We start from the raw sequence: 23,806 nt of genomic DNA, 5'->3' as shown, positions 1-23,806 counted from the left end.
ACTTGGTGATAGATGTTAAATTTAAATATAGATCAACAAATCAATGTGCTGATAGGTGAAAATGGTTGTGGTAAAAGCCAAATTTTAGCTGATTTAGCGTTTAGTGAAATTGATAACTATGATGCTGTTTTGGCTATAGCTACTTCAGTTTTTGATAAATTTCCAAGAAGAAATTTTTCAAAAAAAATATCATTACACTGGAGCAAGGTTAGGTAGGTTTATTCCAAGAGCGAATATAAAAAATGCCATTATTGAATTGAGTGGGAATTCTTCTATAAATTTTTCTAATATTTTTAGAGTGTTAAGTTATATCGGTTATGATAAGTCTATTGGGTTTAAATTGCATGATTTCAAACCAATGACTTCAATAGATACGATGGATATTGATAAATGGGAACTCTATAAAGACTTTAATAGACTTATATATTTGATGAATGAACTAGATTACAGAGTAAGGTTAGATGTTATATGGTTTGATGATTCACATCAATATGATGAGGTTTATGATGAGTTGTTAGTTGATTTATTACGAATGGAACCTCTGTTGAGGAAGCATAAAGTAATAACTTCAGTAGAAATTTATTTATCTAAAAATGGAAGTAAATTCACTCTTAAAATGGCAAGTTCCGGTGAACTTTTGTTGATTTCTACGTTGGTCTTTATTTCTTCTTATATTAAGGATGATAGCTTAATTTTGATAGATGAGCCTGAGAATAGTTTACATCCTAAATGGCAAAAGCATTATGTAACTATGATTTTGGATCTATTCCACTATTACAATCCTAAGATAATAATTGGTACACACTCACCTACGATAATATCCGGGTTGGCAAATGAAAGCCTTGTCGACATACATAAGTTTTCTGGTGAGAAATTTGAGTTGGTTAATATATATTCGAAAAACACGGAAGATATTTATGATAGTTTGTTTGACTTAATAACACCCTCTAATAGAAGCCTGTCTAACAATTGTGCTGAAATATTAAATAAAGTTTCTTGTGGTGATATTTCTAGTGCTCATGCCATAGGTCGAATAAAATCGTATATTGATAAGTAATATGATGAAGAGCAGAAAACATTTTTAAAAGGAGTAATAGATCTAATTGGCATGATTGAAATTAAAAAGGTAGGTAAAAATGGGTAAATTAAAATTTACAGATAGAGAAAAGAATAATATTAGGGATGCTTGTGATAGAGGGCATCGATCATGGGGTGATGAAAATTTAAAAACTGTAAGGGATAAAATTAAAGAGCGGAATCTTAATAAGCAAAATCACTCTTGTTGTTATTGCAATATTCCTTTAAATGGTGCGTTTAATTTAATTGTAGATATAGAACATATAATCCCTAAGTCAAAATGTATTAAACATATGTTCACATCAAAAAATCTAAGTGTTTCATGCGAGCGCTGTAATGTGAAAATAAAAAAGGCTAAATTGGATTTTATTAACGTGGAACTGAGAAATCCTCCAGGAAAGATTTTTAGGAGCAGGTTTTATAAATTTATCCACCCAAATTTAGATAAATATGATTCTCATTTAAAATTAAATATGCACATAATCGGAAGGGGTAAAAAATTAATAAAATATCAAGTAGTAAATAATAGTCATAAAGGGGAGTTTAATTATGATTATTTTAGATTAAATGAACTAGAAGTAAACAGTTTCGATAATGCACAAGGTATGAAGTCGAGAGTTGAAGTTATTGATGATATGATTGGTGATGAATTTAAAAGATTAGATAGAGATTTGAATGTTTAGTCTATTTACTATAGAAGGCTGCAAAGTCGGGGTTTAACACCCGTCTCAACAGCTCCCGGAAGTTAAATCTAGTCGGAACTAACTGCTTAGCCTCCGTTGATTTCTTCTATGCTATAACCACGCCTCTTCAGAATCCCATATGCCACGCCTTTTTCCTTTTTGTTTTTTCCAAAGAATGGTAAGCCCCTAGAACAATAGACACTTCATAGAGTTATAATGAACCAAAAATATGAGGTGTTACATGCGCGGAAAACGTTATCCTGATGAGTTCAAAATTGAAGCCGTCAAACAAGTCACTGAACGTGGTTATAAAATCGCTGATGTGGCAGAAAGGTTAGGTATCACAACTAAAAGCTTGCATAACTGGATTAACAAGTTCGATAAACCAGAGAAGCAACACATCACCATTGATAATCAGCAAGACGAAATTCGTAAACTGAAAGCAGAGCTTCGGCGAGTCACGGAAGAGCGAAATATACTAAAGGAGGCCGCCGTGTACTTTGCAAGCGAGTCAAAGAAAAGTACACGTTCATAAAGTCTCGACTCGACCAATATCCCATAGCCGTACTGTGCCGAGTGCTCAATGTTCATCGTAGTGGTTTTTATGCTTGGCTAAAGCAGCCCTGTAGTAAGCGTACCATTGAAGATAAGCGACTTCTGGGCAAAATTAAGCAATTTTGGCTAGAGAGCGGTTGTGTCTACGGTTATCGAAACCTGACTTTAGATTTAAAAGACGATGGCGAAAGCGTCGGGAAAAATCGTGTTTATCGAATAATGAAGGAAGCCCAAATAAAGGCCATTCGAGGTTACAAACGCAATCCAAGCTTTGGAGGTGGGAATATTAGCCACACGGCACCAAATACGTTAAATCGTGGCTTTGATGTCGCAGAACCCAACAAGGTTTGGGTGACCGACTTTACCTATATCCGTACGCATGAGGGCTGGCTATATTTAACAGTTGTTATTGACCTTTTTTCTCGTCAAGTCGTGGGTTGGACGATGAAGAATACACCTAAAGCTGACTTGGTAATTGATGCACTATTAATGGCCATTTGGCGACGTTCACCGAAATGTAAGGTTTTGATACATTCTGACCAAGGAGTGCAATATACCTGTTCTGATTGGCGTAGCTTCTTAAAAGAGCACAATTTAGAAGCCAGTATGAGTCGACGAGGAAACTGTCATGATAATGCTGTCGCGGAAAGCTTTTTCTCGTTGCTGAAGAAAGATAGAGTTAAGAGAAAAATCTATAAAAACAGAGATGAAGCTCGCTCAGAAATATTTAACTATATCGAATATTTCTATAATCCTGTGCGTCGTCATGGTAGTAATAATGGACTGTCTCCCGTGCAGTTCGAAAAACAGTACTTTGAGAAACAGTTAAGTGTCTAAGAAATTAGGGGCTTACCAGAAACCATCACTTTTAATAATCCGTAACAGCTCATCGTCACTCATCTCTTCGTATTTTTGCTTAATTTCTCTAAGTTCATTTGCCGTTGACTCAATTTCTGACGCTACGGCTGTACCGACATTCTTTGCAACATCAAATGCTTTATCCCAAAATCCCATCATTTAACTCCTTTTACCAAGTTTTTCCTTCGTGTTCTTTAGCTTTCGACTCATTTTCTTTTTGACTTTTGTATTGATGCTGAGCTTGAGCCATGTATTTTTCTGCGGCCTTATCATCTCCAGACTCTTTAGCAGACTTGGACAGAGCATAATAACGATCACCATCTCGTTTATTTTTCTCTGCCCGCTGTTTGAACATATCCGATTGATTGTCATAGTGTCCCATTTTTACCTTCCTTAAGTTTCATGGTTGTTTAAATTGACTCAGAGCCGAACGTCTCGCTTCGGGGCGTGTCCCTAGCTGCACTTTGTTAGGCAATTTTATTCTAGATCCTATTCTTTTCAACTAAACGTCTATAATGCTCGCCCAAAGCTGTAAGTCTACAGGATTTGCTTTCCATTGCTGCGTTCCACATATGCGGGACATCTACAGGAACAAGCAAATTCAAGCGGTTGAATCGTTGGAGAATCGCAAAAATTCGCGTATTTTCCGGATCTGGTGGAGGCATTCCGGAATCCCTTCCTTTCATCTCAGGCTCAAATGTTGGATCAAGCTGGAATAAATATCCTGGAGATGGAAAAAACTCAGTAATTCTTCTTAATTCATCCGTAGCTATTGCCGGAGTAGACCTTCTAAGAGATACGAACTGCTTTACATTTGTTTTGAATACAGGTCGCTGTTCCCAAGCACCTAAAGATTGATCAATGTGTGCATAGATACTACCCGGTGTAATATCGCCTGTGAGATTAGCGGCACTACCATTTAGCGCATCAACTAATAAGGTAGTAAAAACACCCCTACAATTTTCCTCAGTAGCATATTGGTCTTTAGTTGATGCGGTCAGAACAGTGAGCCCCTCCGACAATGAAGCTAGTAGCCCAGGATTTGGCGGAGTTCCTGCAATTCCAGAGTGGCAGCTGTCTAAAAAGATTATTTTATTTTTTGCGGGTGATTTATTAGCTAAAGTGAGAATCTCAGTCAATGAAACACCTTCATCTCCTCGACTAGAGTCAGTTGTCAACAAGTACCCGCCGGTCGCTTCAATATGGCCATGCCCAGCAAAGTAAAATAACGCAATATCTGCATCCGTTTTAAAAAGCTGTTCGATTTGATCTTTTAATTCGCCACGATTAACGCGGTCTGTTGGTCCTGTAGCAGTCAACAAACGACAATCGAAATTTACAGCACCTCCATCATGTCGTTCTAGCACAGCTTTAACTTCGTGGGCATCGTTCACGCAACCGTGAAGTGAGCCTCCGTGCTCATAATAATTTATTCCAACAATAAGAGCGATCCGCATTTGAGTCACTCCTTATAAGCTGTCAATGAAATCTTCGATAGCCTTCCATGTCCATACAACAGTTCGGACACCTTGGACATTAGTTCTATCGTCGGTATAAGCCCATATCCCTAAAACTTTCTTCCCTTCCTCCTTGGCACACGCTATCTCCCATTTCTGCCCGCTTGAGGTAAGCGAGTCGCTACTAACAAGAACGATTACACCATCAGATCGCCTAATTCTTGTTCTAACTTTACTCTTCCAGTCTGTGTCATAAGCTTCTTTTACTGACATATCAATATATTCAAAAGGAGAATTTGTATTTAGTGATTGCCCCTTAAGAAAGTCTCGTTGCCTTTCATCTTCAATGGCAAACGCAACAAATATTGTCTTTTTTATAGCCATTTTACTCTCCGTTATAGTTTATGGTTGATACTCGATTGGTTGCCTAGCGTCTTAATAATCTGGCTAGCTTTCTTGCGTTTGACGCCGTAGGCGTAAAGTTTATTTATTTGTTACATATTTACTCAAATACAAGCCTAGATAACTTGTCGTATATGGAATCAACCAAAGAATACTTGTTTACTCCGTAGTGCATTTCTCTGTGGCAGTTTGGGCATAAAGCAATAACATTTGTAATGGTGTCTGAGCCTCCATCAGCTAAACGACGAAGGTGATGAATTTCAAGAAATGGCTCACCCTCAGCTGTGGTAAATGGCGCATCAGAGCCACAGCACTCACATTTACCAGATGCCTCTTTAAGAACCCATGCTTTAACTTTTGGATCCCTATTGAAATTTGTTACCTGTGAATATGTCTTTTCGGGCTCTTTGATGCCATTTGGCTTGGAAAGATTTGCCTTGGATTTATATGAAATAACTTTAGTTTCAAACTCTGCGACTTTGGGTAGACTTTGACCTTCAACTTCACATATTTGCCTTTCAATGACTGCGGCGTTATTTGAGCCTACATTCTTAGCAGGTTTTAGACCTGAAACCCATTTGCGCCCCATAAGCGAGTAGACATAGGAGATATTCTGCATTCTATATTCGAATGATTTATCACTACGGCCAAAACGATTAGCAAGTTCAGAATAGATTTGCCTTTTAACAAAAGGTACCCCATTCGTTTCATAAGAATGCATCTGAACATATGCTTCAACCGCTGCTTTTAGCTCTTCTTCTGTCCAGTTATCGCTCAATGGTGATTCCTATTGTATCGGCGTAGCAAAAAATACCGGCAAAAAGTTGTTAGGTTAGTCACTTACTCTCACCTCGGAACAGATGATGTCTCTGTGTTTTGCTATCTTAGGATCATTATTCTGCATTGCTTTAAGGATAAGCTTATTGCATGCCTTCTCTTTAAGTTGTTGCTCTGTCTTTTTTGCTGGTTTGCCTATGATTGCAATCATAGGTTTGTAGTTAAGCGAGGCGTTACAGTACATTCGCGACAAGCTGCGGCCTTTTGAGTTGAGGTTTTTTGTTACCGATAATTGTTCACATAGATCGGTGAACATGGCTTTGGCTTGCTGGGTGCACTTGGAATAGGACGTAGCTTGCTGCTGAACGTCGGCACAGACGCTTTCTTGCTTGACCTGCCATAGAAAGTGCTGGAATCGAATGTCGGTGCCTTTGTAATTGAGCATTTGTGCTGTGACGGTAGTGTTTGCCGCATCAACATAGGCGTTGGTGATGTTATTGCTCACCATCTCCAGATAGGCTGCAAATAGCTGTGATAATGGATCCATTACTCGTCCTTAAGTAGCTGTTGTGTATCACTAATAGACTTGATACTACTCTTTTCTCTGACTGATTAATAGTCAGTGCTGGTTAAAATATCTTGTGTATTTCTTTATAAAATTGACCAATATCAATTCAATGGTAAATCGGGTGGTTGGTTCGGTATCTGGTCGCGGTTTGACTCATGTACCTTGTTGATAGGTCTATTTCGTTTAATCTCCTTTTTCCCGCTGACCGATCATCTTCTGGCATCAGATTAATAGTCACGAGGTTTGGTATCGTATCTGACTTTGTGACGAGGGTTGTACAGTTATTGACAGAACTCCAAGTTAACGGCTTTGGCTTGGTTGCCATTGAAATCGTCCAGTTGAGTACGCGAGTGATGATCTCAACACCTAAACAGACGATGCCTTTTAGTTGCTTGATGAGTGCATCACCGTAACGATTGGTTTTTAGTTCTAGTCGATCATGTTTAGTATCTGCTGTTGCTTTATATCGATTTTCGGCACTTTCGGGAGCTGATTCCGATACAAATCCCGGAAATTCGGCAATCGATTCCGGGATTGGATTCCCGGATTCCGACAATGTAATCCCGGAATTTTCAGGGCGATTCCCGCAATTTCGAGATTCTTGCTGGATTGTTTCAGGGTTTTGCTTGCTTTTTGCGCTAATTGAGTTGCCGTTGATATAAAGCGGTCTTATGAGTTGATCTTGTCGTTTGCAGAATACCCCGCCCATTAATTCAGTGTAACGGCTCCAGTTAGATTCATCTGCGGCCTTTCTGATTGGTTCAACCCACTTGAGGGTTTCGTCTTTGATAGCGTCTAACCGTCTTAATTCACGCCATTGGGTTACACCCACGCCACCAATTTGTTGGAATTGGCGAATGCCCCAACAAGACGCCCATACTTTGATACGAACAGCTGAAGTTACTGCTTCCTTACCGTATGAGTCATGGTCTATGCCTTCACCGTCAATATTTTTAGATACGTACTTCACCACGTAACCTGTGGCAGAGCCTTTATCGGGATTAATATATTCAACCTTAAAGCGCCTCTGCTTTGCGCCTTGCTCATCTCCATCTTCCTCTAGGCAATATTGCTCGAAGGTGTCGACTAAGGCTTGTTGCTGCTCCATAGGGATAAACAGCAATAGATGCCAATGGGGTGTGCCGTCATGGTGCGGTTCAGCAATGCGGAAACCGAACGGGGTGATTTTGTCACGGTTGAGTGAAGCCCTAATACGCTGAAAAGTAAGATTTAAGTATTCTTGCGCGTCAAGTGGTGTCGCGCCGTTCCAGTTAGGGTTTTTCATCACCTGATTTAGAATAGCTGCGGTGATACTTCGACGGTGTTGTCATGGTGAGGAATAGAGCGGAATAGCCCTTATCTTTGGCGTAGTCTTCAAAGCCACGTATACGAACCATGAGTTCAGCTTTGCGTATGGCTGGATTGGAGACGTTGAGCTTTGAGAGTTTAGCAAGGCTCATGCTGTAATCAAGCTCATTGGTGGCGATGGTGTTTTCTAATAAATCTTGGTTGTTTTGCCATTGAGTTTTGAAGTTATCGACTGTGATGTTACTGGCGTAAATTCCACGATGTTTGTTCACTTGGTTTAATAGGCGAGAGATGGTTTCAATCTGCCTGTTATGTTGCCGCCGTAATTTTGGCTTCCACCACGACTCATCGTTGGCGCGTTTGAGTACGCCAACGACTTGAGCCAGTTCCGTTTGGTTTAATGTGTCAGCCTGAAGGTTGTTAATGACTGACTCAGAAAGCTTAGGCGGGGTGATTTGATAACCCGTTATGTAATGGATAATGCGGTTATAAGTGTTGAGCAAACTGCCGTTACTAGCGGCTGCAATTTTAATGCAGCAACGAGCATGATATTGAGCCTGGCGCTTATGATCTCTGTCTTCGACATTAACGCTGTAAAAATGGCTGTCTTTGCCTAACACCTTAGCAATGGCCTTGGTGGTTTGCAGCACATAGAGGTTTGCCTCTCGTCTTGTCGAATGTTTTTGGTATTGCTGCATGATGGCTTTTTTGTGAAGGGAGGGGAGGCCATGAAGCTTCCCCGATAGCCATTGCTTATCATGTTCATGGACGTTAGGCATTGTGGCACCCCTTGCTAGGCGCTTTTTCGCGACTTTGCTCTGCATGGAATGTCAGCCAATTAAGTCCACGTTGGTTAAGGCTGCAACGTAACCAGCGCATTCCCGTTATGTAATGGACACTCTCACTGATAAAACCTTGTGCCTTTAATCTAAAAAGGGTGCGCTTTTGAAAATGTCCGTGATAGCTTTCAAAGCCCGTCATCTTGCAAAGGTCAGGGCAGATCTCGATACAGACATCGATGTTATTGCCTTGAGCTAACCATTGGATGAACTCAACTTGCTCGTTAGTGAAGGCGGCCATTACTTGCCTCCTTCAGTATTAGCGGCTGTTTCATGCTCTGGTTCTAGCTGTTGTGATGGTCTCGGTGTCGGTAGCTGCGGTGTCGTCTGCCCGTTATGTAACGAAGCCTTGGCTAAAGGTTTGCTTTTATCCGATCCGTTAACGGGTTCATGTTTCGTTAACGGGTACATAGATGAATCAAGCGCGCCGTTTTCGGCCTGTGTACCCGTTAACGGGTACAAGGGCGGTAATTGCGCTTTGGGACTCGTTAACGGGCTGGAGCCGATTGAGGCTTTAAGCATTGTGTTAGTCGCATCAAGCATTCCACACATATGAGACAAAAAACAAAAGATGACGATAGCGCCGAATTTAAGCAGTGTGCTCATAAACCCTCCCGTTGATAAAGTTTTCAACATCGCTTTGGCGGTACATCACACGACGACCAACTTTGATAAAGCTAAGAGGGTAGCGGCCAGTACAGCGCCATACTGAAAGGGTGCCTATAGTGACGCCTAAAAAGTTCGCCACTTCAGCAGGGGTGAGTAGTGTTTTCATGTTAACTCCGGTTAGTGTGTGTCTTTCGGAGTTAACAATATGATCAGATGGTTAGTGTGTATTCACGTCACCGGGTGTGAAAGTACATTATAGGGGGGTGAAGGTACTGCGACACCCTGTCACGGTAATACTTAAGGCTTACTTAGCCAGTCATATTTATGGCCTGTAGCGATGAGGTTTTGTTTGAGTCGGCTTTTTATATTATCGCTAGCCCTGAAATAAACCGATTTTATATCGTTGTCGTAGGCTGCCTGACTAAAGCCCCGTTCTTTTGCTTTATCGTACCATTCATGGCCTAGAGTGAATTCTCCAGTTGAAAGGTAGATAGCGCCGAGTAGGGTACAAGGCCTGAAATTTAATGGGGTGACATTATGTGCTTCACTACCAAACTTGATGCCTTGGCCATATTCTTGTAAATCTCGACAGACCCCACCATAGGTAGTGAGTAGAGCAGACCTTAGCTTTTTGTCCTTTTTGGCGTCTTTAAAAGGATAAGTTTCATCTAATGCTTTCTTGATTTTCTTTAATTCACGAGCTTTTCTGTATGCGGCACTCGCGTTAACCAGTTCCCATGGTAACTTCTTTTGTTTCCAGTTTTGGTAATGTTGATGTGCAAGCTGTAGGTAGTATTTGCTTTCGAGCCGTTCACTTGAAATCCCTTCATTATCCAACCAATTTTTTTCATCTTGACTAATTGGTTTAGTAAGTAGTTTCTTTAAAATTGTTTCTCCCCGCGAGCCTTTGGGGATATTTTTAATATCAAATTGGGGGAAGTCAGAAAATTTTTTTAGCCTTTCGATTTCGGCATCCTTAATGTCTCGTAACCTCTTGGCTTGAGCGGCTTGCCTTTGAGCTTCTCGTTCTTGATTTTTTTTGGCCTCAATAGCATTAAGTTTGCCTTGATATTGCTTAGTGATCTCTCTGATAACTGATATATTCGCGATTGTGGACAATTCACTGCCAGTGTCTTTAAGCCTCTTCTTAGCAGAAATTTTTAGCTGAAGCCCACTAAATGTGATGTGCTTCAATTTATCTTCAATAGTGTTGTGGCTTCTTAGGTTAACGAAGGCTGCTAATTCCTCTGAGCCAAATGCGCTTGATAATCTTTCCATTTCGGCACCGGAAAGTCGCAACGAATCATTAGTAGCCTGTTGAATTAGAAAGTCAATGAACCGACGATAATGAGGATAAAGGTTTTCTGGAAATAGCGACTTAGCTTTAATAGTCTGTTTTTTTATCAAAGCGGTGGCATCTAAGCAATTGTCGTATGAATTTTTGTTTGTTATTTTTTCAAGTAATCGTTTTGGCGAAGCTTTTGTTTTAGCTTTTTCCTCTTCGATTCTTTCGATTTTTTGTTCATTAATCGTCTGTTGATTAAAGGCTTCAATAAAAGCACGTTCGACTTTGTATTTTTCAAAAATTAAATCAATAACAGCACTATTAGAGTCTTTGGATAACTCTGATTGGTCTGCTGCCAGTCGCTTCCTAGCATCTATTTTTAGTTTAAGGCCATCAAAAATTAGACTATCAAGTTTTTCTGTAAGGCTAGCTTTTGAACTAACGGTCTTGAAAAGTTGATGGGAGCTATTTCCTAGTGCAATCGAGAGTATTTCAATATCTGATTCGATTACACATATATCTTGTTTACTTAGCATCATGGTAAACAGCTCGATGTAAGCCCTATGTGTTGGATATTGCGATTTTGGGAACAGCAATTGAGCTTGGGAGGCTTTCTTGGCAATGATCAGTGATGTCTCATGTGTCATGATTGTGACTTCTTATGTTCGCTCAACCAGGAGTTGATAGTTCTCGTTGCTTGATATGCAGAGGTAAATGAATAACCAACACTTTCTGCATATTTCAATACCCGATCAGCGATTAGCTGTGCGGCTTGGTGTGGAGAATCATAGTTTTTTTCGCTGAAAAGCTTGATAGCGTAAGCGTTAACTTTGTCCCTTTTTTCATAGCGTATACTCCTGCCTGAACTTCCTGCTTTTGAAGAGGCTTCGATGTAGCCTTTAACTTTGAGAACTTTCTCTCTCATGATGTGGGCTTGTGAAGCTTGGTGTGTGATGAGTTCTTTAATAAGGTAATCGATAAACAAATTTGCCTGATCTGATAAGCCTGCTAGCTGGCATGCTAGAAAGCTCTTAAACAATATGAATAATTTGTCCGCTAAACTTGAGGGTATATTGGCAAGGAATCTTGAGCGAAACACAGATATTTCAGGGATAACCAAATTTTCAAAATTGGGGATAAGTATTTCTGCAATTTCTCTAAAATTATTGGCTTCTGATATAGCCTTTGCCTGTGTGGGGTTACCTAAGTCTTCAATGATCACTAGTAGAAGTTTTAGAGTGTTGCTCCAACTGTCACACCTAGCTCGATTCAGTTCGTCTAAAACAGACAGGCCATTTGGATTCGTGGCAAATGCTTTAATGATTTCTTCTTCACTTGCATCTAGGGGTACTATTTTTTCATAAGCTTGTGCGGCTGTAATGAACTTAAATAGATTGTTTACAACCGATTTGGTCTCTTGAGGTAACTCGCCATTATCAAATTTTTCAGAAACGCGGAAGGGGTTAGAACTTAATAAAATATCGATTAAGGCTTGTTTGTCCGATGGTAGATCGAGCGATGAATACTCTTGACTCATTTTGATGCAACTTCCATGTGTTCTCTTGATAAAGAAAACTATTAGAAATGGCGTGAAAAGTCTACAACTGAGGTTAACTGACTAAAACAGGCGTTATTCAAAAAAGTTATAACAAAAAGTGCTAAAAAAGGCCTGTTCTATGGCGGCACAGGGGCGGCACCAGATCTTGCTAAAATCGTAAGTGATTGAATTTTATAGGTAAAAAGGTCTAACTGGTCTCCCCACAGGGACTCGAACCCCGATCGATCGCTTAGGAGGCGACTGCTCTATCCTGTTGAGCTATAGGGAGACGTCAGTGATTATACTGTTTTTCATCTCGATGAAAAGGCTTTAGATTTAGTTGCTTAAATAGTGTTCTAAATCCGTCTATATTTTTATCGCGATATCATTAATTTGGATATTTAGCGCTGCATTGGCACCTTCTAGCACCGCTGTAGCACTCTCTTGTGTGACTTGGTCTATGGTGACTGTTGCGCTGCTTTTGCTTGCTACCGCTCGCATGTTCTCAAGTCTGTCTGGCATGTTTTGTTGGAGTACCAACTGGAAACTATCACCGACTTTGATGCCATTGTTACGGCCGAGATTGATAATAATGCGATTATGTTGCCGGGAGACTATCTGTCCTAGTAGAGGCCGGCAACTGAGCACTTTATCGATATCTGCACTTGCTTGAGTTAACACTGTGTCAATATTCTTGCCATAGCTTGAATCCCAAAAGCGATTACTTTGCGATGATACCGTTTCTTGTTTTTCAAATTCCCATTGAGCAGGTGAGTTATAGGATTCACTCCATATTTGTTCCCCACTAATACCGTGGTAGAGAGATAAGCGAATTTGAAATTGTCGTTCTGGTGAGCTGTCCCACAAACCGAGTATGCTGCTTGGTGCTGGATCGGTTGAGATGTCGATGATCTCTGGTAATAGCACATATTGGCTATCGGTGATTTCACTCAACCAGCTTGGAAGGCGATAACCGCGTATATCCACTAATGATTGGGTTATGTCTAGACGTTCGTTAGCATGGATATTTGGAAAGCTGGCTTTACCACGCTGGCGTATGATATTTCCCAGTCGCTGAGAAAGTTCTTTTTGAAAGTTCCCAATGTTGCCGTATCTCAATTGGGCCCTGTCATTAATTTGTGCCTGAGTGACCAAGATTGCTGCTTTTTGGTTTTCAGTTTGACACTGCTGTTCCGTGGCATTTAACACATCGACACGAAGATTGACGGTAAGTATTTGCTGATCGATTTGCTCACTCAATAGTTCGACTTTTGACGCATGTGTCAACTGCGTGATTGTAAAGTTATCTTTAGTCAGTAGACCATTTTGTATTTGTTGTTCACTACTAAAGTTAGCTCCAGACTTAAGTGTTACATAACTCAACGCTTGCTGAATGGCATCCTCTCTAGCTTGAGTAACATTGCCATTGATAATTTTTGCTTCTCCAGATGTTTCAACCCATTGCGCGAAAGCACTCAAATGAATTAAGGAAACAATGAAAATCAATAAATGAATTTTTTTCATTACTCGTTCTCTGGTTGATACTCTTGCCTTAAGCTCTACCGGTAGTGCCAAAATGATGACTGTTTAGTGCCGATAATTGAACCTAACTCTGTTATTACAGGTAATAAGCAATAAATGTGCCTAGTGAACTCAATTAGTGTAATAGCAGAGACTCTGACGTTACACTCTTACTGAATAGTGTTTACGCTTTGTGCGATTGGTCTATGAGCGTTAACAGTTCTTCTGCGAGCCAAGAATAATACTTGTCATTACCGTGAATCCAATCATGTTGCTGGTCTGCGTATTCGATAGTCGATAGATAACTTTCTGGGTCTGGTACTTTTTCATCGAATGCTCGCGCTGCATTGAAGAAGGTGATACCAAATTCATTCCATACATATTCCATCGCATTAAAATAGGCATAAATGATGTTCTTCATGTTTTTAGATTCTTCAAAATACTGACTAAATGGTGGATCTGATACTACGATGACTTTGTGACCATTTTCGTGAAGCTTAAGTAAGATGGAAAGCTGTTCTGTGAGATCGTCATTAAAGTAATCAACGAACTCTTTAAGTGTTATTTCTGCTATCCCTTGTGGGTAAGAATTTTGTATCCATGTTGTAAATCTAAGTATGTTTTGATGAGTCTGTAGCCCTAAATTTGTAATAATTGTTGAAGTTAGAGGGGGGCATTTTTGTTCATGACTATTTAAGTTGTTAAATATCACTGACCATAACTTTCTCGATATGGCATTTTCTAGAGGAACAAAGTATTCAGTGTCGCACAGCGCAAATTTCTTTTGAGAGAAACCTGAGCCATTCATCACCATACCGCCACAGTGTGTAATATTCATCCTGTCAAGTGCTGTTGATAATTTACCCATGTGGCTGTCACCAAATAGGGTCAGATCGCATATTGGATTGTCTAGCGATTGTTTTGTCAGCTTGGCTGCGGATTCGATGAGTTCTTCGTCGCATACAACTTCTTCAGTATCTGCTGTTCGGTGCTTAACATTTGAAAGCTTATTCTGATTGGAGTTTGAAGTCATATTGTTAGCGTTATCGAGCACCATTCTGAAATGTTCCATTACATAGTTTACGGCCTCGGGAGTAACTGTTCTTCGATTCGTTTCAAACCTAAAATCGTTGTCGGCAGGAACTGTAATGAGTTCGAAAGAGGGGAAATATTCGAAATTGTCATAATTATCACACATGAAGCTGGCTGCTGTGCGAAGTAGTGATTTTGAGTGTTGATTAGCGACTAATATATGCTTATTAGTCATTGTTGCCGTCAGTGGTACAGGAGATACGGTTAATATAATGTTGATTTTTGGATTTACTGATGTAATACGTGATTCTAGTCGTTGTAAATCAGAGCAAATTTCATCATAAGTGAAATTGTGAAACAGATGTTCTGCTTCATTGAATTCTCCTGATATAACACCGGGGCAGCTTGGATAGAAAATATCGTTTCGATTTTTCCAAGATTCTGTTAAACCAAGTGTGAAAATGAGTACGTCTGTATTTTTAAGGGTTTGGTACATCTCTTTTGCGGCAAATATTCTCGCCTCAACTAACTCATCTTTTGTATTGAAACCAGAGGGATAGACACTAGGTCTTAAGAGGTCATAGTAACGGTTGTTTTCATTATGAATAGCGCAAGCAATATCAAAATATTTATTTTCATCAATAATATCAAACCACTGAAGAAAGCATCGCGGGGTGTATATGTTGCCGAAAGCAAAACTTGAAACTTGATTAGTTTCAATTGTGCTTTGATTAAATAAATACCCTTCTCTATTAAGCCAGCGCCCAACATGCTGTGCAAAACAAGAACCTGCTGATGAAATTTTCGGGTTTTCAATTGGTAAATTTATTCTATGTAATTTATCGAATGTCTGATGACCAAGGTTGATAGAAGCAACGCCACTGCGCCAAAAAAAATTTTCATCTCTATCGTTATAGGGAGTTGTTCTTTTTTGCATAAGAGTTTCCTAAATTTATGGAAATGTCATAAAAATAGGACTACAGACATTTATATGACAAAAGTGAATTAATGACTTGTCAAAGCAAATATCATGCCTGCTGCATGGCATTAAGGTATTACATTAAAGAATTTCGTTGTTTTGCCGATGGGATGGCATCAATAGTCGATTATCTTTATAAATAACGGCTTGAAAATTGCATTTCACTTTACAGTGAGCCTAATTTTGACGTTAAGATTGCTATGCTTCTCCAATCACTTTTAGTTAAATGGCCTGCAGGAATGACGTTACTATTTGTATTATTTAGGAATTATTATGCGGAAAGTACTTTTAACTTCGGTTATGTTGATGTTAGGTGCATGCTCGACCATCGATGACCGTGATTCGCAAGCTTTGGTTAGCGGCAATCATTTGCCGTCTACTTCGGCGGTAATACACTTAACTCAGCAACTGGCTAATGAACTGGTGAGGCAAAATGATCAATTAACACCAAAACAACCTTTATTGGTTGCAACGCCGGTGTTAACAGAAACGCTGATGCTAACGAACAGTTTAGGTCTACAAATTCAGCAAGGGTTGATTGCAGCTTTGCATGATCATCAGTTTAATTTAATCGATCTCAATGTTGGTGATAACGTCAGAGTGACAGACAAGGGTGATTTTTTACTGACACGAGATTGGCGACAATTGCCTGCTGATTTGCCTGTAGAACATGTGCTAGTCACTACGATGAGTTCGTCTGTCGATGCAGTATTGATTAATAGCCGTATCGTTAATGTAACCAACAATCGAGTGGTATCGGTCGCTTCTGCTAGCGTTGGTGTGTCAGATTTACCAGGCTATTTAAGCATGTCTGATACTGTCGTGTCGCAAGACGGTTTATTATTTCGTAATCAATCTGCAGGACAAGGCAAAATAAAGATAGGCGGAGAAGTACAATGAAGAACATGGTTATTGCAATGGTATTGATACTGGCGGGTTGTGCCTCTCAAGATAGATATATTCAGTGGGAAACAGAAACTCCAGAATCCTTTCCAACATTAACTGCTATCGGTTATGCCCCGCTGGATACTCAACCCGCGAAAGAACAATCACAACGAGTGTTAATGGCGATGCAGGCGTCTAAAATCGCTGCATATCGAGAGTTAGCCGAACAGGTATATGGCCAACAACTTACAGCCTCTAGCCAAGTTAGAGACTGGATGTTATCTAGTGATAATATTCAAGCGTCGGTAAGTGGCGTGATTCGTGGAGCTAAAGTCATCAAGAGTTATCCGGCGGGAGATCATTATGTGACAGAGCTAGAGTTAGATTTTTCTCAAGTTTGGGCATTGTATCAGCAGCAGAATCGACCTCAGAAAGTTAAAGAAGTGACCTACTTTTGAGATATGAGGTGATTGAATAAAAGGTTTAAAAATCGATTTTAAGCTTTTAAGTTATTACCGAGAGTCGAAATGGTAGAAGTTCTTCCTTTACCGTCATAGGTGAGGCTAGAGGCGTTTCTGCTCGCTTGGAGAGCTTGGGAGAAACGGTTGATACTTGCCATACTATGTTCAATCAATGCGGCATTTTGTGAATTCAACAGCTTACACTCAGCTAACGTTTGCTGTGTGAGGGTTACCAGATTAAGTAGTGTCTCATCAGTTTTGAGCATCGCGTTTTCAGGGTGTAAAGATAACCTATCATCACCAGATTTGATCTCATCTAACAACTTTGCTTTATCATTGGCAACGGCTAATAACTGATCCGCATTTTGCGCAATTAGTGCCGTTTTTTCTGCCTCAATAGTCGCTTTTAAACTGTTTAACAGCTTATGTTGATTAGTGATGATGTCTGTTATCGAATCCATAAAAAATTAATTCAGGTCCCGCAGTTCATTCTCAAATTTTGCAATATTGCTTGCTAGCTTATCAGCATCAACTTTATATCGACCTTCTGCAATCGCAGTCTTGATCTCTTCAACTTTTTTGACATCAATTTCAGGTATATTGCTTAGCTTCGCTTGTACACTCTGTAATTGCTGAGCTTGAGATGTAATTGACACCGAGTCACTCTTTACGCTTTGAGCGGGGGCTTTCGCTTCAGAGGAGGTGTTCGCACTTTGCGAAGCTTTACCGGCCGAATGCGTTGCTACTCGGTTATTAGTGCCTGTATTTACTTGTTTTATATCAATAGCCATTCTGGGTTCCAACATTTTAAAATGAGATCAACATACTTGTATATCGGCACTTACTTTTAGAGCTTTAGTTAATTTTGTTCAACTTTAGACAAATTTTTACTATAGGAGTTTATATAATTTACATCCTAACTTCTACTTCGCCGATGTTTATCACCTTAGCTTCGACAGTTTTATGAGACTTGCTGTTCTTTATCTGTATTCGATCACCTAAATTTCCGTCAGTTAAAGCCTCGCCGATAGTCTTAATCTCAAAGTTTGCTGAGCGAGCATAGATAGACACCATATCACCTTTGCACACAAAGCAAAGGTTGCTATTAAAAATAGGTTGATTAGAGGCTATTCTGCGTTTAACTCTTGTTCCTGTTACTTGGTTTAAATCATCAAACTGCTGTCCACGTAGGTTAGTTTGTTCAATATATTCAATTTTTACTTGATCAGCCGAGATGATATCACCAGGGCCTAGCGTTTGAGTTGCCACGACGACAGGATAGAGAATATCGACGCGAACGGAGATAAATATTTGCCAAGGGTATTGAAGGCTCGGTGTTTCACAACTGATTTTAACGGTGTTATTGCGACCAACTTCTCGATCGCTAGCGATTTCAGCCTTGATTGCAGAACTGCAAGCTGGGGGGGATAGGCGAGTGTCTAAACTCTGTGGGCTGATCTCTACTTTGGCGTTACTCGGTACAGTTAATTTTGATTGAATAACATCTATTGCTAAGTTTGAAATTGTCGATAAAGAGGGCACAGTTGCAGTTTCCGACCCAGAGACAGGGTTAGAACAGGCTACAGCGGCTAAAAAGAACCAAAATTTTATTTTCATATTGAATAGACTAGCTTGAACTGCCAGATTGCACCTATACTTCTGTTTGTGACCGAAAATTTTGACATTTATTATGGAAATTAGAGTCATAAATTTGACAAAGTTAAGGTCTGGTTGTCATATAACTAGATAAAGCAATTAGTATGCCTATACTCATTATAAACATGAGATGGCTTCGCATTCACCCGACAACAGGGCAAAGGCATTATGTCGAGTATTCTTGATTCAGTTAATAAAAGAACCCAACTGGTAGGACAAAACCGTTTAGAGTTGCTGTTATTTAAGTTAAATGGACGGCAGAGGTTTGGGATCAACGTATTTAAGGTTAAAGAGGTGCTTCAATGCCCCCCATTAACGACTTTACCCAAGTTAAATTCTGTTGTTCGAGGTGTCGCACATATTCGTGGTCAAACTATTTCAGTGATCGATTTGAGCGCTGCAACAGGTGGTCGTCCGATAGAGGATACATCAGATTGTTTTATCATTATCTCTGAGTATAACCGCAGTGTGCAGGGCTTTCTGGTTAAGTCTGTTGAGCGCATTATCAATATGAACTGGGAAGCTATTTTGCCTCCGCCACAGGGAGCTGGACGGTACTCTTATCTTACGGCTGTCACAGAAATCGAGGGTGAGCTGGTTGAGATTTTGGATGTAGAGAAGATCCTTGATGAAATATCACCCGTTAAAACTCAGATCAGTGAAGAAGTCGACGAAAAGCTCACTATAGATAGAGAACGTCATTTCCATATTATGGTGATTGATGATTCAGCGGTAGCAAGAAAGCAGATTGTCAGAGCATTAGAGTCACTCAGTTTGCAGATTGATACAGCCAAAGATGGTCGAGAGGCATTGGATAAGTTGGTCAGTGTTGCTGCAGAGATGGACAATGTTGCGACAGAGATCCCTCTGATTATCTCTGATATCGAGATGCCAGAGATGGATGGCTATACTTTGACTGCCGAGATTCGCAATAATCCTAAGTTAAAAGATATCAAAGTGGTTTTGCATACCTCATTAAGTGGCGTGTTTAACCAAGCTATGGTCGAGAAAGTTGGGGCTAACGATTTTATTGCGAAGTTTAATCCTGATGAATTGGCTGCCGCGGTGAATAAGCATTTGAGTTTATAATTTTGATTTATTTCTATTTGAACGTAAGTAATGCAACCGCTTAAATTTAATAAGTTTATACTTGTTTCAACGAGAAGGCTCATGTATAACAGCTGAGCTGTTTAAAGCTTGCTATAGTGTATGTTGTAGCCTGTTTTTTTTTTGATATTGGGATATCAAGGTGCCGAATAAATCACTTGCTGAAGCTGAGTACAACCAATTTCGATTATTTCTGGAACAACACAGCGGTATCGTGTTGGGCGAGAATAAGCAATATTTAGTGCGCAGTCGCTTAGCGCCCTTGATGGGGAAACATAATCTACCTTCGTTGTCAGAAGTGGTTAAGCATTCGATGAAGCCTGCTGAGCGTCAGTTACGAGCAGAGGTTATTGATGCGATGACGACTAACGAAACGTTATGGTTCCGTGATCGTTATCCTTTTGAATTGCTGTCTAATAGTTTGTTGCCTGAATACGCACGTTTAGGGCGCCCGTTAAAAATTTGGTCTGCAGCTTGTTCCTCAGGTCAAGAACCTTACTCGCTTGCGATGACCATATTAGAATATCAACAACGTAAACCTGGTGCCTTGCCTGGTAGTGCATCCATTTTGGCGACAGATTTATCTCCGTCCATGTTGGAGCGTTGTAAAAATGCGGAATATGATAATTTGGCGCTCGGTAGAGGGTTATCGGATGAGCGTAAACGTCAGTTTTTTGAGTCTTCTGGTACCGGTTCTATGACGCTAAAGGCGAACGTTAAACGTTTAGTCAATTTTAGAGCACATAATCTATTGGACAGTTATACCTTGCTCGGTAAATTCGACATAATCTTCTGTCGTAATGTACTGATCTATTTTGCCCCAGAGGCAAAGGCTAAAATATTGCGGCAATTTGCTGCCGCATTAAACCCTAAAGGTATCCTCTTTTTAGGAGCATCTGAGTCTATCGCTGGATTAACGGAAGAGTTCGATATGGTTCGTTGTAATCCTGGTATCTATTATCAAAAGCGTACGTAGCGATTTTGACGTTTGAAATTACAGTAATAATGTCAGCCTAGGCTGGCATTTTTTATGCTCTATTCATTACAAAGTTAACAACCTCTTTCTATATTATATTTGGCATGACTATTGCTTTGATAATTGCATCTGTATGAGGAGGCAATTTTATGGCGATTAGTTTTGATAAGGCATTAGGGGTGCATCAGTATACTTTGGGAATACGCTCGGCGCGTGCTCAAGTGATCTCCTCCAATATTGCCAATGCCGATACTCCTCATTACAAAGCTAAAGATCTTGATTTTGATAAGGCATTGCAGGCGGCACGAACCACTCAAAGTGGGCTGGCTATGAGTCGCAGTAATGAAAAGCACTTTGATTTAGCTGCACTTAGTCAACAACACATTAGTTACAGAGTGCCTAATCAACCCGATACAGGTGACGGCAATACGGTTGATATACAGCAAGAGCAGTCAGAGTTTATGCAAAATGCGCTGGAATATCAGATGTCACTTGGCTTTTTAGACAGTAAGTTTTCTGGCCTAAAAAAGGCACTTAAAGGAAATTAATTATGAGCTTATTTAATATCTTTGATGTAGCAGGCTCTGGCATGTCGGCTCAGTCAATTCGGCTAAATACAACCGCAAGTAATATTGCAAACGCTGACTCTGTTTCGAGCAGTATCGATCAGACTTATCGTGCACGTCATCCTGTATTCGAAGCTGAGATGGCCAAAGCCTCTCATCAGCAACAAACCTCTCAAGGCGTAAAAGTGGCTGGAATTGTCGAAAGTGATAAACCATTGCAGAAAGAATACTCTCCCGATCATCCGTTAGCGGATGCAGATGGTTTTATCTATAAACCGAATGTAAATGTGATGGAGGAGATGGCAAATATGATCTCGGCATCACGTTCGTATCAAATGAACGTACAAGTTGCTGACGCGGCCAAATCTATGCTGCAGCAAACATTGCGTATTGGCAATTCCTAGGAGGTAAGCAGTGAGCCTCATTAACCCTTTAAGCAGTCAATCGCCACTCAGCTCTCAAGCTCAAAGTGGTCAGTCGATTGCGCCGCAGTCAACGAGTACTCAAACTTCGTCGCAAACGGAAACCACTGGAAATCCGTTTCTTGACAGTATTCGTTTACCTCAAGAATCCAATATTCCAGAAGCAAAAAGTCAGGAATTAACCCAAGAAGACTTTTTCTCTTTGCTCAGTCAACAGTTGTCGATGCAAGACCCGTTTAAGCCTGTTGACAATGATCAGATGATCGCACAAATGGCGTCGTTTTCAACGGTTGATGGTATTACCAAGTTGAATGAAGAGATTGTTAATCTCAATACGGTGATGACATCAAGTCAAGCGCTGCAGGCTTCTGGATTGGTAGGGCAAAAGGTGTTGATCCCGTCAGATACTGGGCATATATCTGCTGAAGATCCAGCCTTGAAAGGGATTGTCAGTACGCCTGAAGCAATTGAAAAAATTACCGTTCGTATCGAAGATGAGGAAGGGCAGCTGGTTAAAACCTTTACGATTGATGGTAGCGCTGGCGGTAATATTGACGTCGCTTGGGATGGCTTAGATAAAAACGGTGAACCTGTAACTAGTGGTAATTACTCGATCAAAGCGAGCGGGTTAGTCGATGGTGAGAGCCAAGAATTAGCAGTTTCAACATATGCGCATGTCACTAGCGTATCGTTAGGCACTGCCAGCACGGGGGCAATTTTGAACCTTAGAGGCATTGGCGGTATTAAGTTAGGTGATGTACTTGCCGTTTCTGAAACATAGATGAAGCAAAGAGTTAGGGCATAAGGTCCAAGACGAACAATTGATATTTAATGAGGTGAATTATGTCATTTAACATTGCATTGAGTGGTATCGCTGCAGCGCAGAAAGATTTGAATACCACCGCAAATAACATTGCTAATGTCAATAGTATCGGCTTTAAAGAGTCGAGAGCAGAATTTGCAGATGTGTATGCAAACTCAATTTTTGCTAATGGCAAAACGGCTGTCGGTGGTGGTGCCACTACTAGCCAAGTTGCTCAGCAGTTCCATCAGGGGAGTCTGCAATTTACTAACAATGCACTGGATATGGCCATTAACGGTAGTGGCTTTTTTGTTACCTCGTCAAGTGTGGGGTCTCAAGATTTAACCTATACAAGAGCTGGTGCGTTTAAAGTCGATGCAAACAGCTACCTTGTAGATTCCCAAGGGAATTTTTTGCAGACATTTGAGGTGGACAAAGATGGGAACTCAACTTCTGTGAGCTTAACCGAGACTAAACCTGTTAGAATCCCTGACACCGCTGGTAGCCCGAAGAAGACCGAAAACATCGGTATACAGATGAACCTCAATGCTGGAGATTCAACTCATGATCCAGCGCTGTTCGATCCAAGTGATCGAGATACTTATAATAACTCTACTGCTATTACCATGTATGATTCTCTGGGAGAGCCGCATGTGATGACTACCTACTTCGTTCGTCCACAGGATGCTGCTTATAATGGCGAAAGCAATTGGGTTGCCTTCTATGCTGTTGACGGTAAGCCGGTAGACCTGGCTGGTGCGGCTGGGGTTTACGATAAAGATACCACGGGAGACGGTATAGCTGATACGCCCAATGTTCCCGCAGTTACAGCCGGTGGTTGGAAGGGAGCGGTAATTAAGTTTGATGAGTTAGGCTCTCATACGTCGACTGATCCAGCAACGATCGTTACAGAGCCATTGGGTAATGGTGGGGCTGATGTTCTAGGGCCAGGCACTGATGGATCACAAACCTTGACCATAGATTTTGAAAACCCAACTCAATATGCATCTGCTTTTGAAGTGACGGAGTTAACCCAAGATGGGACTACGGTTGGTCGCCTGACAAATGTCGAGGTTGGCGCTGATGGACAGATCAATGCTAGTTACAGTAATGGAGCGACTGTAGCCTTGGCCAGAGTTGCTTTGGCACGTTTTGCCAACGAGCAAGGGTTAACTCAAGTGGGTAATACGTCATGGAAGGCGAGTTTAGACTCTGGCGCTGCGCTTGCTGGTGAAGCTAATAGTGGTACTTTTGGTAGTATCCGTTCTTCGGCACTAGAACAATCGAATGTCGATTTAACCACTGAGCTGGTGGATCTTATTTCCGCACAGCGTAACTTCCAGGCGAATTCTCGGACGTTAGAGGTGAATAACACGCTTCAGCAAACGGTGTTGCAGATCCGATAGGCTTTTTTCATTAAAGAGTGTTGCCGATGCGGCAACAC

General features: G+C 40.6%; 30 protein-coding genes and 1 tRNA gene. 12 read left to right on the top strand and 19 right to left on the bottom strand.

The window, feature by feature from the left end; translation table 11 throughout:
• Positions 1 to 12: 12 nt before the first annotated feature.
• From K0I62_RS13220 to K0I62_RS13205, 4 genes are all read left to right on the top strand, one after another.
• On the top strand, positions 13 to 216 hold the full coding sequence (locus tag K0I62_RS13220) for an ATP-binding protein (protein WP_220068561.1): 204 nt from the start codon (positions 13 to 15) through the stop codon (positions 214 to 216).
• Complete coding sequence (locus K0I62_RS13215; RefSeq protein WP_220068560.1) at positions 152 to 1,057, top strand: AAA family ATPase; 906 nt, start codon at positions 152 to 154, stop codon at positions 1,055 to 1,057. The genes K0I62_RS13220 and K0I62_RS13215 overlap by 65 nt, the downstream gene beginning before the upstream one ends.
• Before the next feature lie 79 nt (positions 1,058 to 1,136).
• Complete coding sequence (locus tag K0I62_RS13210) at positions 1,137 to 1,760, top strand: HNH endonuclease (protein ID WP_220068559.1); 624 nt, start codon at positions 1,137 to 1,139, stop codon at positions 1,758 to 1,760.
• 241 nt (positions 1,761 to 2,001) lie between these two features.
• Positions 2,002 to 3,152, top strand: a protein-coding gene (locus K0I62_RS13205; RefSeq protein WP_220068250.1) for an IS3 family transposase whose coding sequence is annotated in 2 segments (ribosomal slippage) — positions 2,002 to 2,239 and positions 2,239 to 3,152 — 1,152 coding nt in all. Because the reading frame shifts where the segments join, the coding sequence is not laid out codon by codon here.
• Between the two features lie 12 nt (positions 3,153 to 3,164).
• Here K0I62_RS13205 and K0I62_RS13200 read toward each other — a convergent pair.
• The 16 genes from K0I62_RS13200 to K0I62_RS13130 form a co-directional block, all read right to left on the bottom strand.
• Positions 3,165 to 3,332, bottom strand: a complete 168-nt coding sequence (locus K0I62_RS13200) for a hypothetical protein (protein WP_220068558.1) — start codon at positions 3,330 to 3,332, stop codon at positions 3,165 to 3,167.
• A gap of 10 nt (positions 3,333 to 3,342) precedes the next feature.
• Entirely contained in the window at positions 3,343 to 3,555 is a 213-nt protein-coding gene (locus K0I62_RS13195; protein WP_220068557.1) for a hypothetical protein, read from the bottom strand.
• A gap of 100 nt (positions 3,556 to 3,655) precedes the next feature.
• A complete protein-coding gene (locus tag K0I62_RS13190; protein ID WP_220068556.1) occupies positions 3,656 to 4,630 on the bottom strand; it encodes a caspase family protein in 975 nt (324 codons plus the stop codon).
• Between the two features lie 12 nt (positions 4,631 to 4,642).
• Positions 4,643 to 5,014 (bottom strand): TIR domain-containing protein, encoded by a 372-nt coding sequence (locus tag K0I62_RS13185; RefSeq protein ID WP_220068555.1) that lies wholly within the window; start codon positions 5,012 to 5,014, stop codon positions 4,643 to 4,645.
• 118 nt (positions 5,015 to 5,132) lie between these two features.
• The gene (locus K0I62_RS13180; RefSeq protein ID WP_258405001.1) at positions 5,133 to 5,810 is read right to left on the bottom strand and encodes an HNH endonuclease; all 678 of its coding nucleotides are present in this window, start codon (positions 5,808 to 5,810) and stop codon (positions 5,133 to 5,135) included.
• A gap of 54 nt (positions 5,811 to 5,864) precedes the next feature.
• Positions 5,865 to 6,356 (bottom strand): hypothetical protein, encoded by a 492-nt coding sequence (locus K0I62_RS13175; RefSeq protein ID WP_220068554.1) that lies wholly within the window; start codon positions 6,354 to 6,356, stop codon positions 5,865 to 5,867.
• A 127-nt stretch (positions 6,357 to 6,483) separates the two neighbouring features.
• Complete coding sequence (locus tag K0I62_RS19275; protein ID WP_258405000.1) at positions 6,484 to 7,662, bottom strand: replication endonuclease; 1,179 nt, start codon at positions 7,660 to 7,662, stop codon at positions 6,484 to 6,486.
• Positions 7,649 to 8,464 (bottom strand): replication endonuclease, encoded by an 816-nt coding sequence (locus K0I62_RS19270; RefSeq protein WP_258404999.1) that lies wholly within the window; start codon positions 8,462 to 8,464, stop codon positions 7,649 to 7,651. Before K0I62_RS19270 ends, K0I62_RS19275 begins: the two co-directional genes overlap by 14 nt.
• The gene (locus K0I62_RS13165) at positions 8,457 to 8,765 is read right to left on the bottom strand and encodes a hypothetical protein (protein ID WP_220068553.1); all 309 of its coding nucleotides are present in this window, start codon (positions 8,763 to 8,765) and stop codon (positions 8,457 to 8,459) included. Before K0I62_RS13165 ends, K0I62_RS19270 begins: the two co-directional genes overlap by 8 nt.
• A complete protein-coding gene (locus K0I62_RS13160; protein WP_220068552.1) occupies positions 8,765 to 9,130 on the bottom strand; it encodes a hypothetical protein in 366 nt (121 codons plus the stop codon). Before K0I62_RS13160 ends, K0I62_RS13165 begins: the two co-directional genes overlap by 1 nt.
• Complete coding sequence (locus tag K0I62_RS13155; protein ID WP_220068551.1) at positions 9,114 to 9,299, bottom strand: helix-turn-helix domain-containing protein; 186 nt, start codon at positions 9,297 to 9,299, stop codon at positions 9,114 to 9,116. The genes K0I62_RS13160 and K0I62_RS13155 overlap by 17 nt, the downstream gene beginning before the upstream one ends.
• Before the next feature lie 131 nt (positions 9,300 to 9,430).
• Positions 9,431 to 11,065 carry a hypothetical protein gene (locus K0I62_RS13150; protein ID WP_220068550.1) on the bottom strand — a complete coding sequence of 545 codons (1,635 nt, stop codon included), beginning with the start codon at positions 11,063 to 11,065 and terminating at the stop codon, positions 9,431 to 9,433.
• Positions 11,062 to 11,955: a hypothetical protein gene (locus K0I62_RS13145; RefSeq protein WP_220068549.1), complete on the bottom strand. Its 894-nt coding sequence runs from the start codon at positions 11,953 to 11,955 to the stop codon at positions 11,062 to 11,064. Before K0I62_RS13145 ends, K0I62_RS13150 begins: the two co-directional genes overlap by 4 nt.
• Before the next feature lie 213 nt (positions 11,956 to 12,168).
• A tRNA-Arg gene (locus K0I62_RS13140) sits at positions 12,169 to 12,244 on the bottom strand.
• Positions 12,245 to 12,321: 77 nt separating this feature from the next.
• Positions 12,322 to 13,479 carry a flagellar assembly protein FlgT gene (locus tag K0I62_RS13135; protein WP_220068548.1) on the bottom strand — a complete coding sequence of 386 codons (1,158 nt, stop codon included), beginning with the start codon at positions 13,477 to 13,479 and terminating at the stop codon, positions 12,322 to 12,324.
• Between the two features lie 181 nt (positions 13,480 to 13,660).
• A complete protein-coding gene (locus K0I62_RS13130) occupies positions 13,661 to 15,445 on the bottom strand; it encodes a GSCFA domain-containing protein (protein ID WP_220068547.1) in 1,785 nt (594 codons plus the stop codon).
• A 315-nt stretch (positions 15,446 to 15,760) separates the two neighbouring features.
• Between K0I62_RS13130 and K0I62_RS13125 the strand changes: the two genes are divergently transcribed.
• Positions 15,761 to 16,387 (top strand): FlgO family outer membrane protein, encoded by a 627-nt coding sequence (locus K0I62_RS13125; RefSeq protein WP_220068546.1) that lies wholly within the window; start codon positions 15,761 to 15,763, stop codon positions 16,385 to 16,387.
• Entirely contained in the window at positions 16,384 to 16,830 is a 447-nt protein-coding gene (locus K0I62_RS13120) for an LPP20 family lipoprotein (protein ID WP_220068545.1), read from the top strand. Before K0I62_RS13125 ends, K0I62_RS13120 begins: the two co-directional genes overlap by 4 nt.
• A 38-nt stretch (positions 16,831 to 16,868) precedes the next feature.
• Here the strand turns inward: K0I62_RS13120 and K0I62_RS13115 are convergent, their stop codons facing one another.
• From K0I62_RS13115 to flgA, 3 genes are all read right to left on the bottom strand, one after another.
• A complete protein-coding gene (locus K0I62_RS13115) occupies positions 16,869 to 17,294 on the bottom strand; it encodes a flagella synthesis protein FlgN (protein ID WP_220068544.1) in 426 nt (141 codons plus the stop codon).
• A gap of 6 nt (positions 17,295 to 17,300) precedes the next feature.
• Entirely contained in the window at positions 17,301 to 17,624 is a 324-nt protein-coding gene (flgM, locus tag K0I62_RS13110) for a flagellar biosynthesis anti-sigma factor FlgM (protein WP_220068543.1), read from the bottom strand.
• A 118-nt stretch (positions 17,625 to 17,742) separates the two neighbouring features.
• On the bottom strand, positions 17,743 to 18,450 hold the full coding sequence (gene flgA / locus K0I62_RS13105) for a flagellar basal body P-ring formation chaperone FlgA (RefSeq protein ID WP_220068542.1): 708 nt from the start codon (positions 18,448 to 18,450) through the stop codon (positions 17,743 to 17,745).
• A gap of 207 nt (positions 18,451 to 18,657) precedes the next feature.
• On the opposite strand from flgA, the gene K0I62_RS13100 reads away from it, so the two are divergent.
• The 6 genes from K0I62_RS13100 to flgE all read left to right on the top strand — a co-directional run bounded on the left by K0I62_RS13100 (position 18,658) and on the right by flgE (position 23,768).
• Positions 18,658 to 19,578 carry a chemotaxis protein CheV gene (locus K0I62_RS13100; RefSeq protein ID WP_220068541.1) on the top strand — a complete coding sequence of 307 codons (921 nt, stop codon included), beginning with the start codon at positions 18,658 to 18,660 and terminating at the stop codon, positions 19,576 to 19,578.
• 154 nt (positions 19,579 to 19,732) lie between these two features.
• Positions 19,733 to 20,572: a CheR family methyltransferase gene (locus K0I62_RS13095; protein ID WP_220071385.1), complete on the top strand. Its 840-nt coding sequence runs from the start codon at positions 19,733 to 19,735 to the stop codon at positions 20,570 to 20,572.
• Positions 20,573 to 20,721: 149 nt separating this feature from the next.
• A complete protein-coding gene (gene flgB / locus K0I62_RS13090) occupies positions 20,722 to 21,120 on the top strand; it encodes a flagellar basal body rod protein FlgB (protein WP_220061450.1) in 399 nt (132 codons plus the stop codon).
• Between the two features lie 2 nt (positions 21,121 to 21,122).
• A complete protein-coding gene (gene flgC, locus K0I62_RS13085) occupies positions 21,123 to 21,542 on the top strand; it encodes a flagellar basal body rod protein FlgC (RefSeq protein WP_220068540.1) in 420 nt (139 codons plus the stop codon).
• A 10-nt stretch (positions 21,543 to 21,552) separates the two neighbouring features.
• Positions 21,553 to 22,341, top strand: a complete 789-nt coding sequence (flgD, locus tag K0I62_RS13080) for a flagellar hook assembly protein FlgD (RefSeq protein ID WP_220068539.1) — start codon at positions 21,553 to 21,555, stop codon at positions 22,339 to 22,341.
• 62 nt (positions 22,342 to 22,403) lie between these two features.
• Positions 22,404 to 23,768, top strand: a complete 1,365-nt coding sequence (gene flgE, locus K0I62_RS13075) for a flagellar hook protein FlgE (RefSeq protein WP_220068538.1) — start codon at positions 22,404 to 22,406, stop codon at positions 23,766 to 23,768.
• The last annotated feature ends 38 nt before the right edge of the window (positions 23,769 to 23,806 follow it).

The organism is Shewanella psychrotolerans, from assembly GCF_019457595.1.
GTDB lineage: Bacteria > Pseudomonadota > Gammaproteobacteria > Enterobacterales > Shewanellaceae > Shewanella > Shewanella psychrotolerans.
This window is presented reverse-complemented; position numbering and strand designations above follow the sequence as displayed.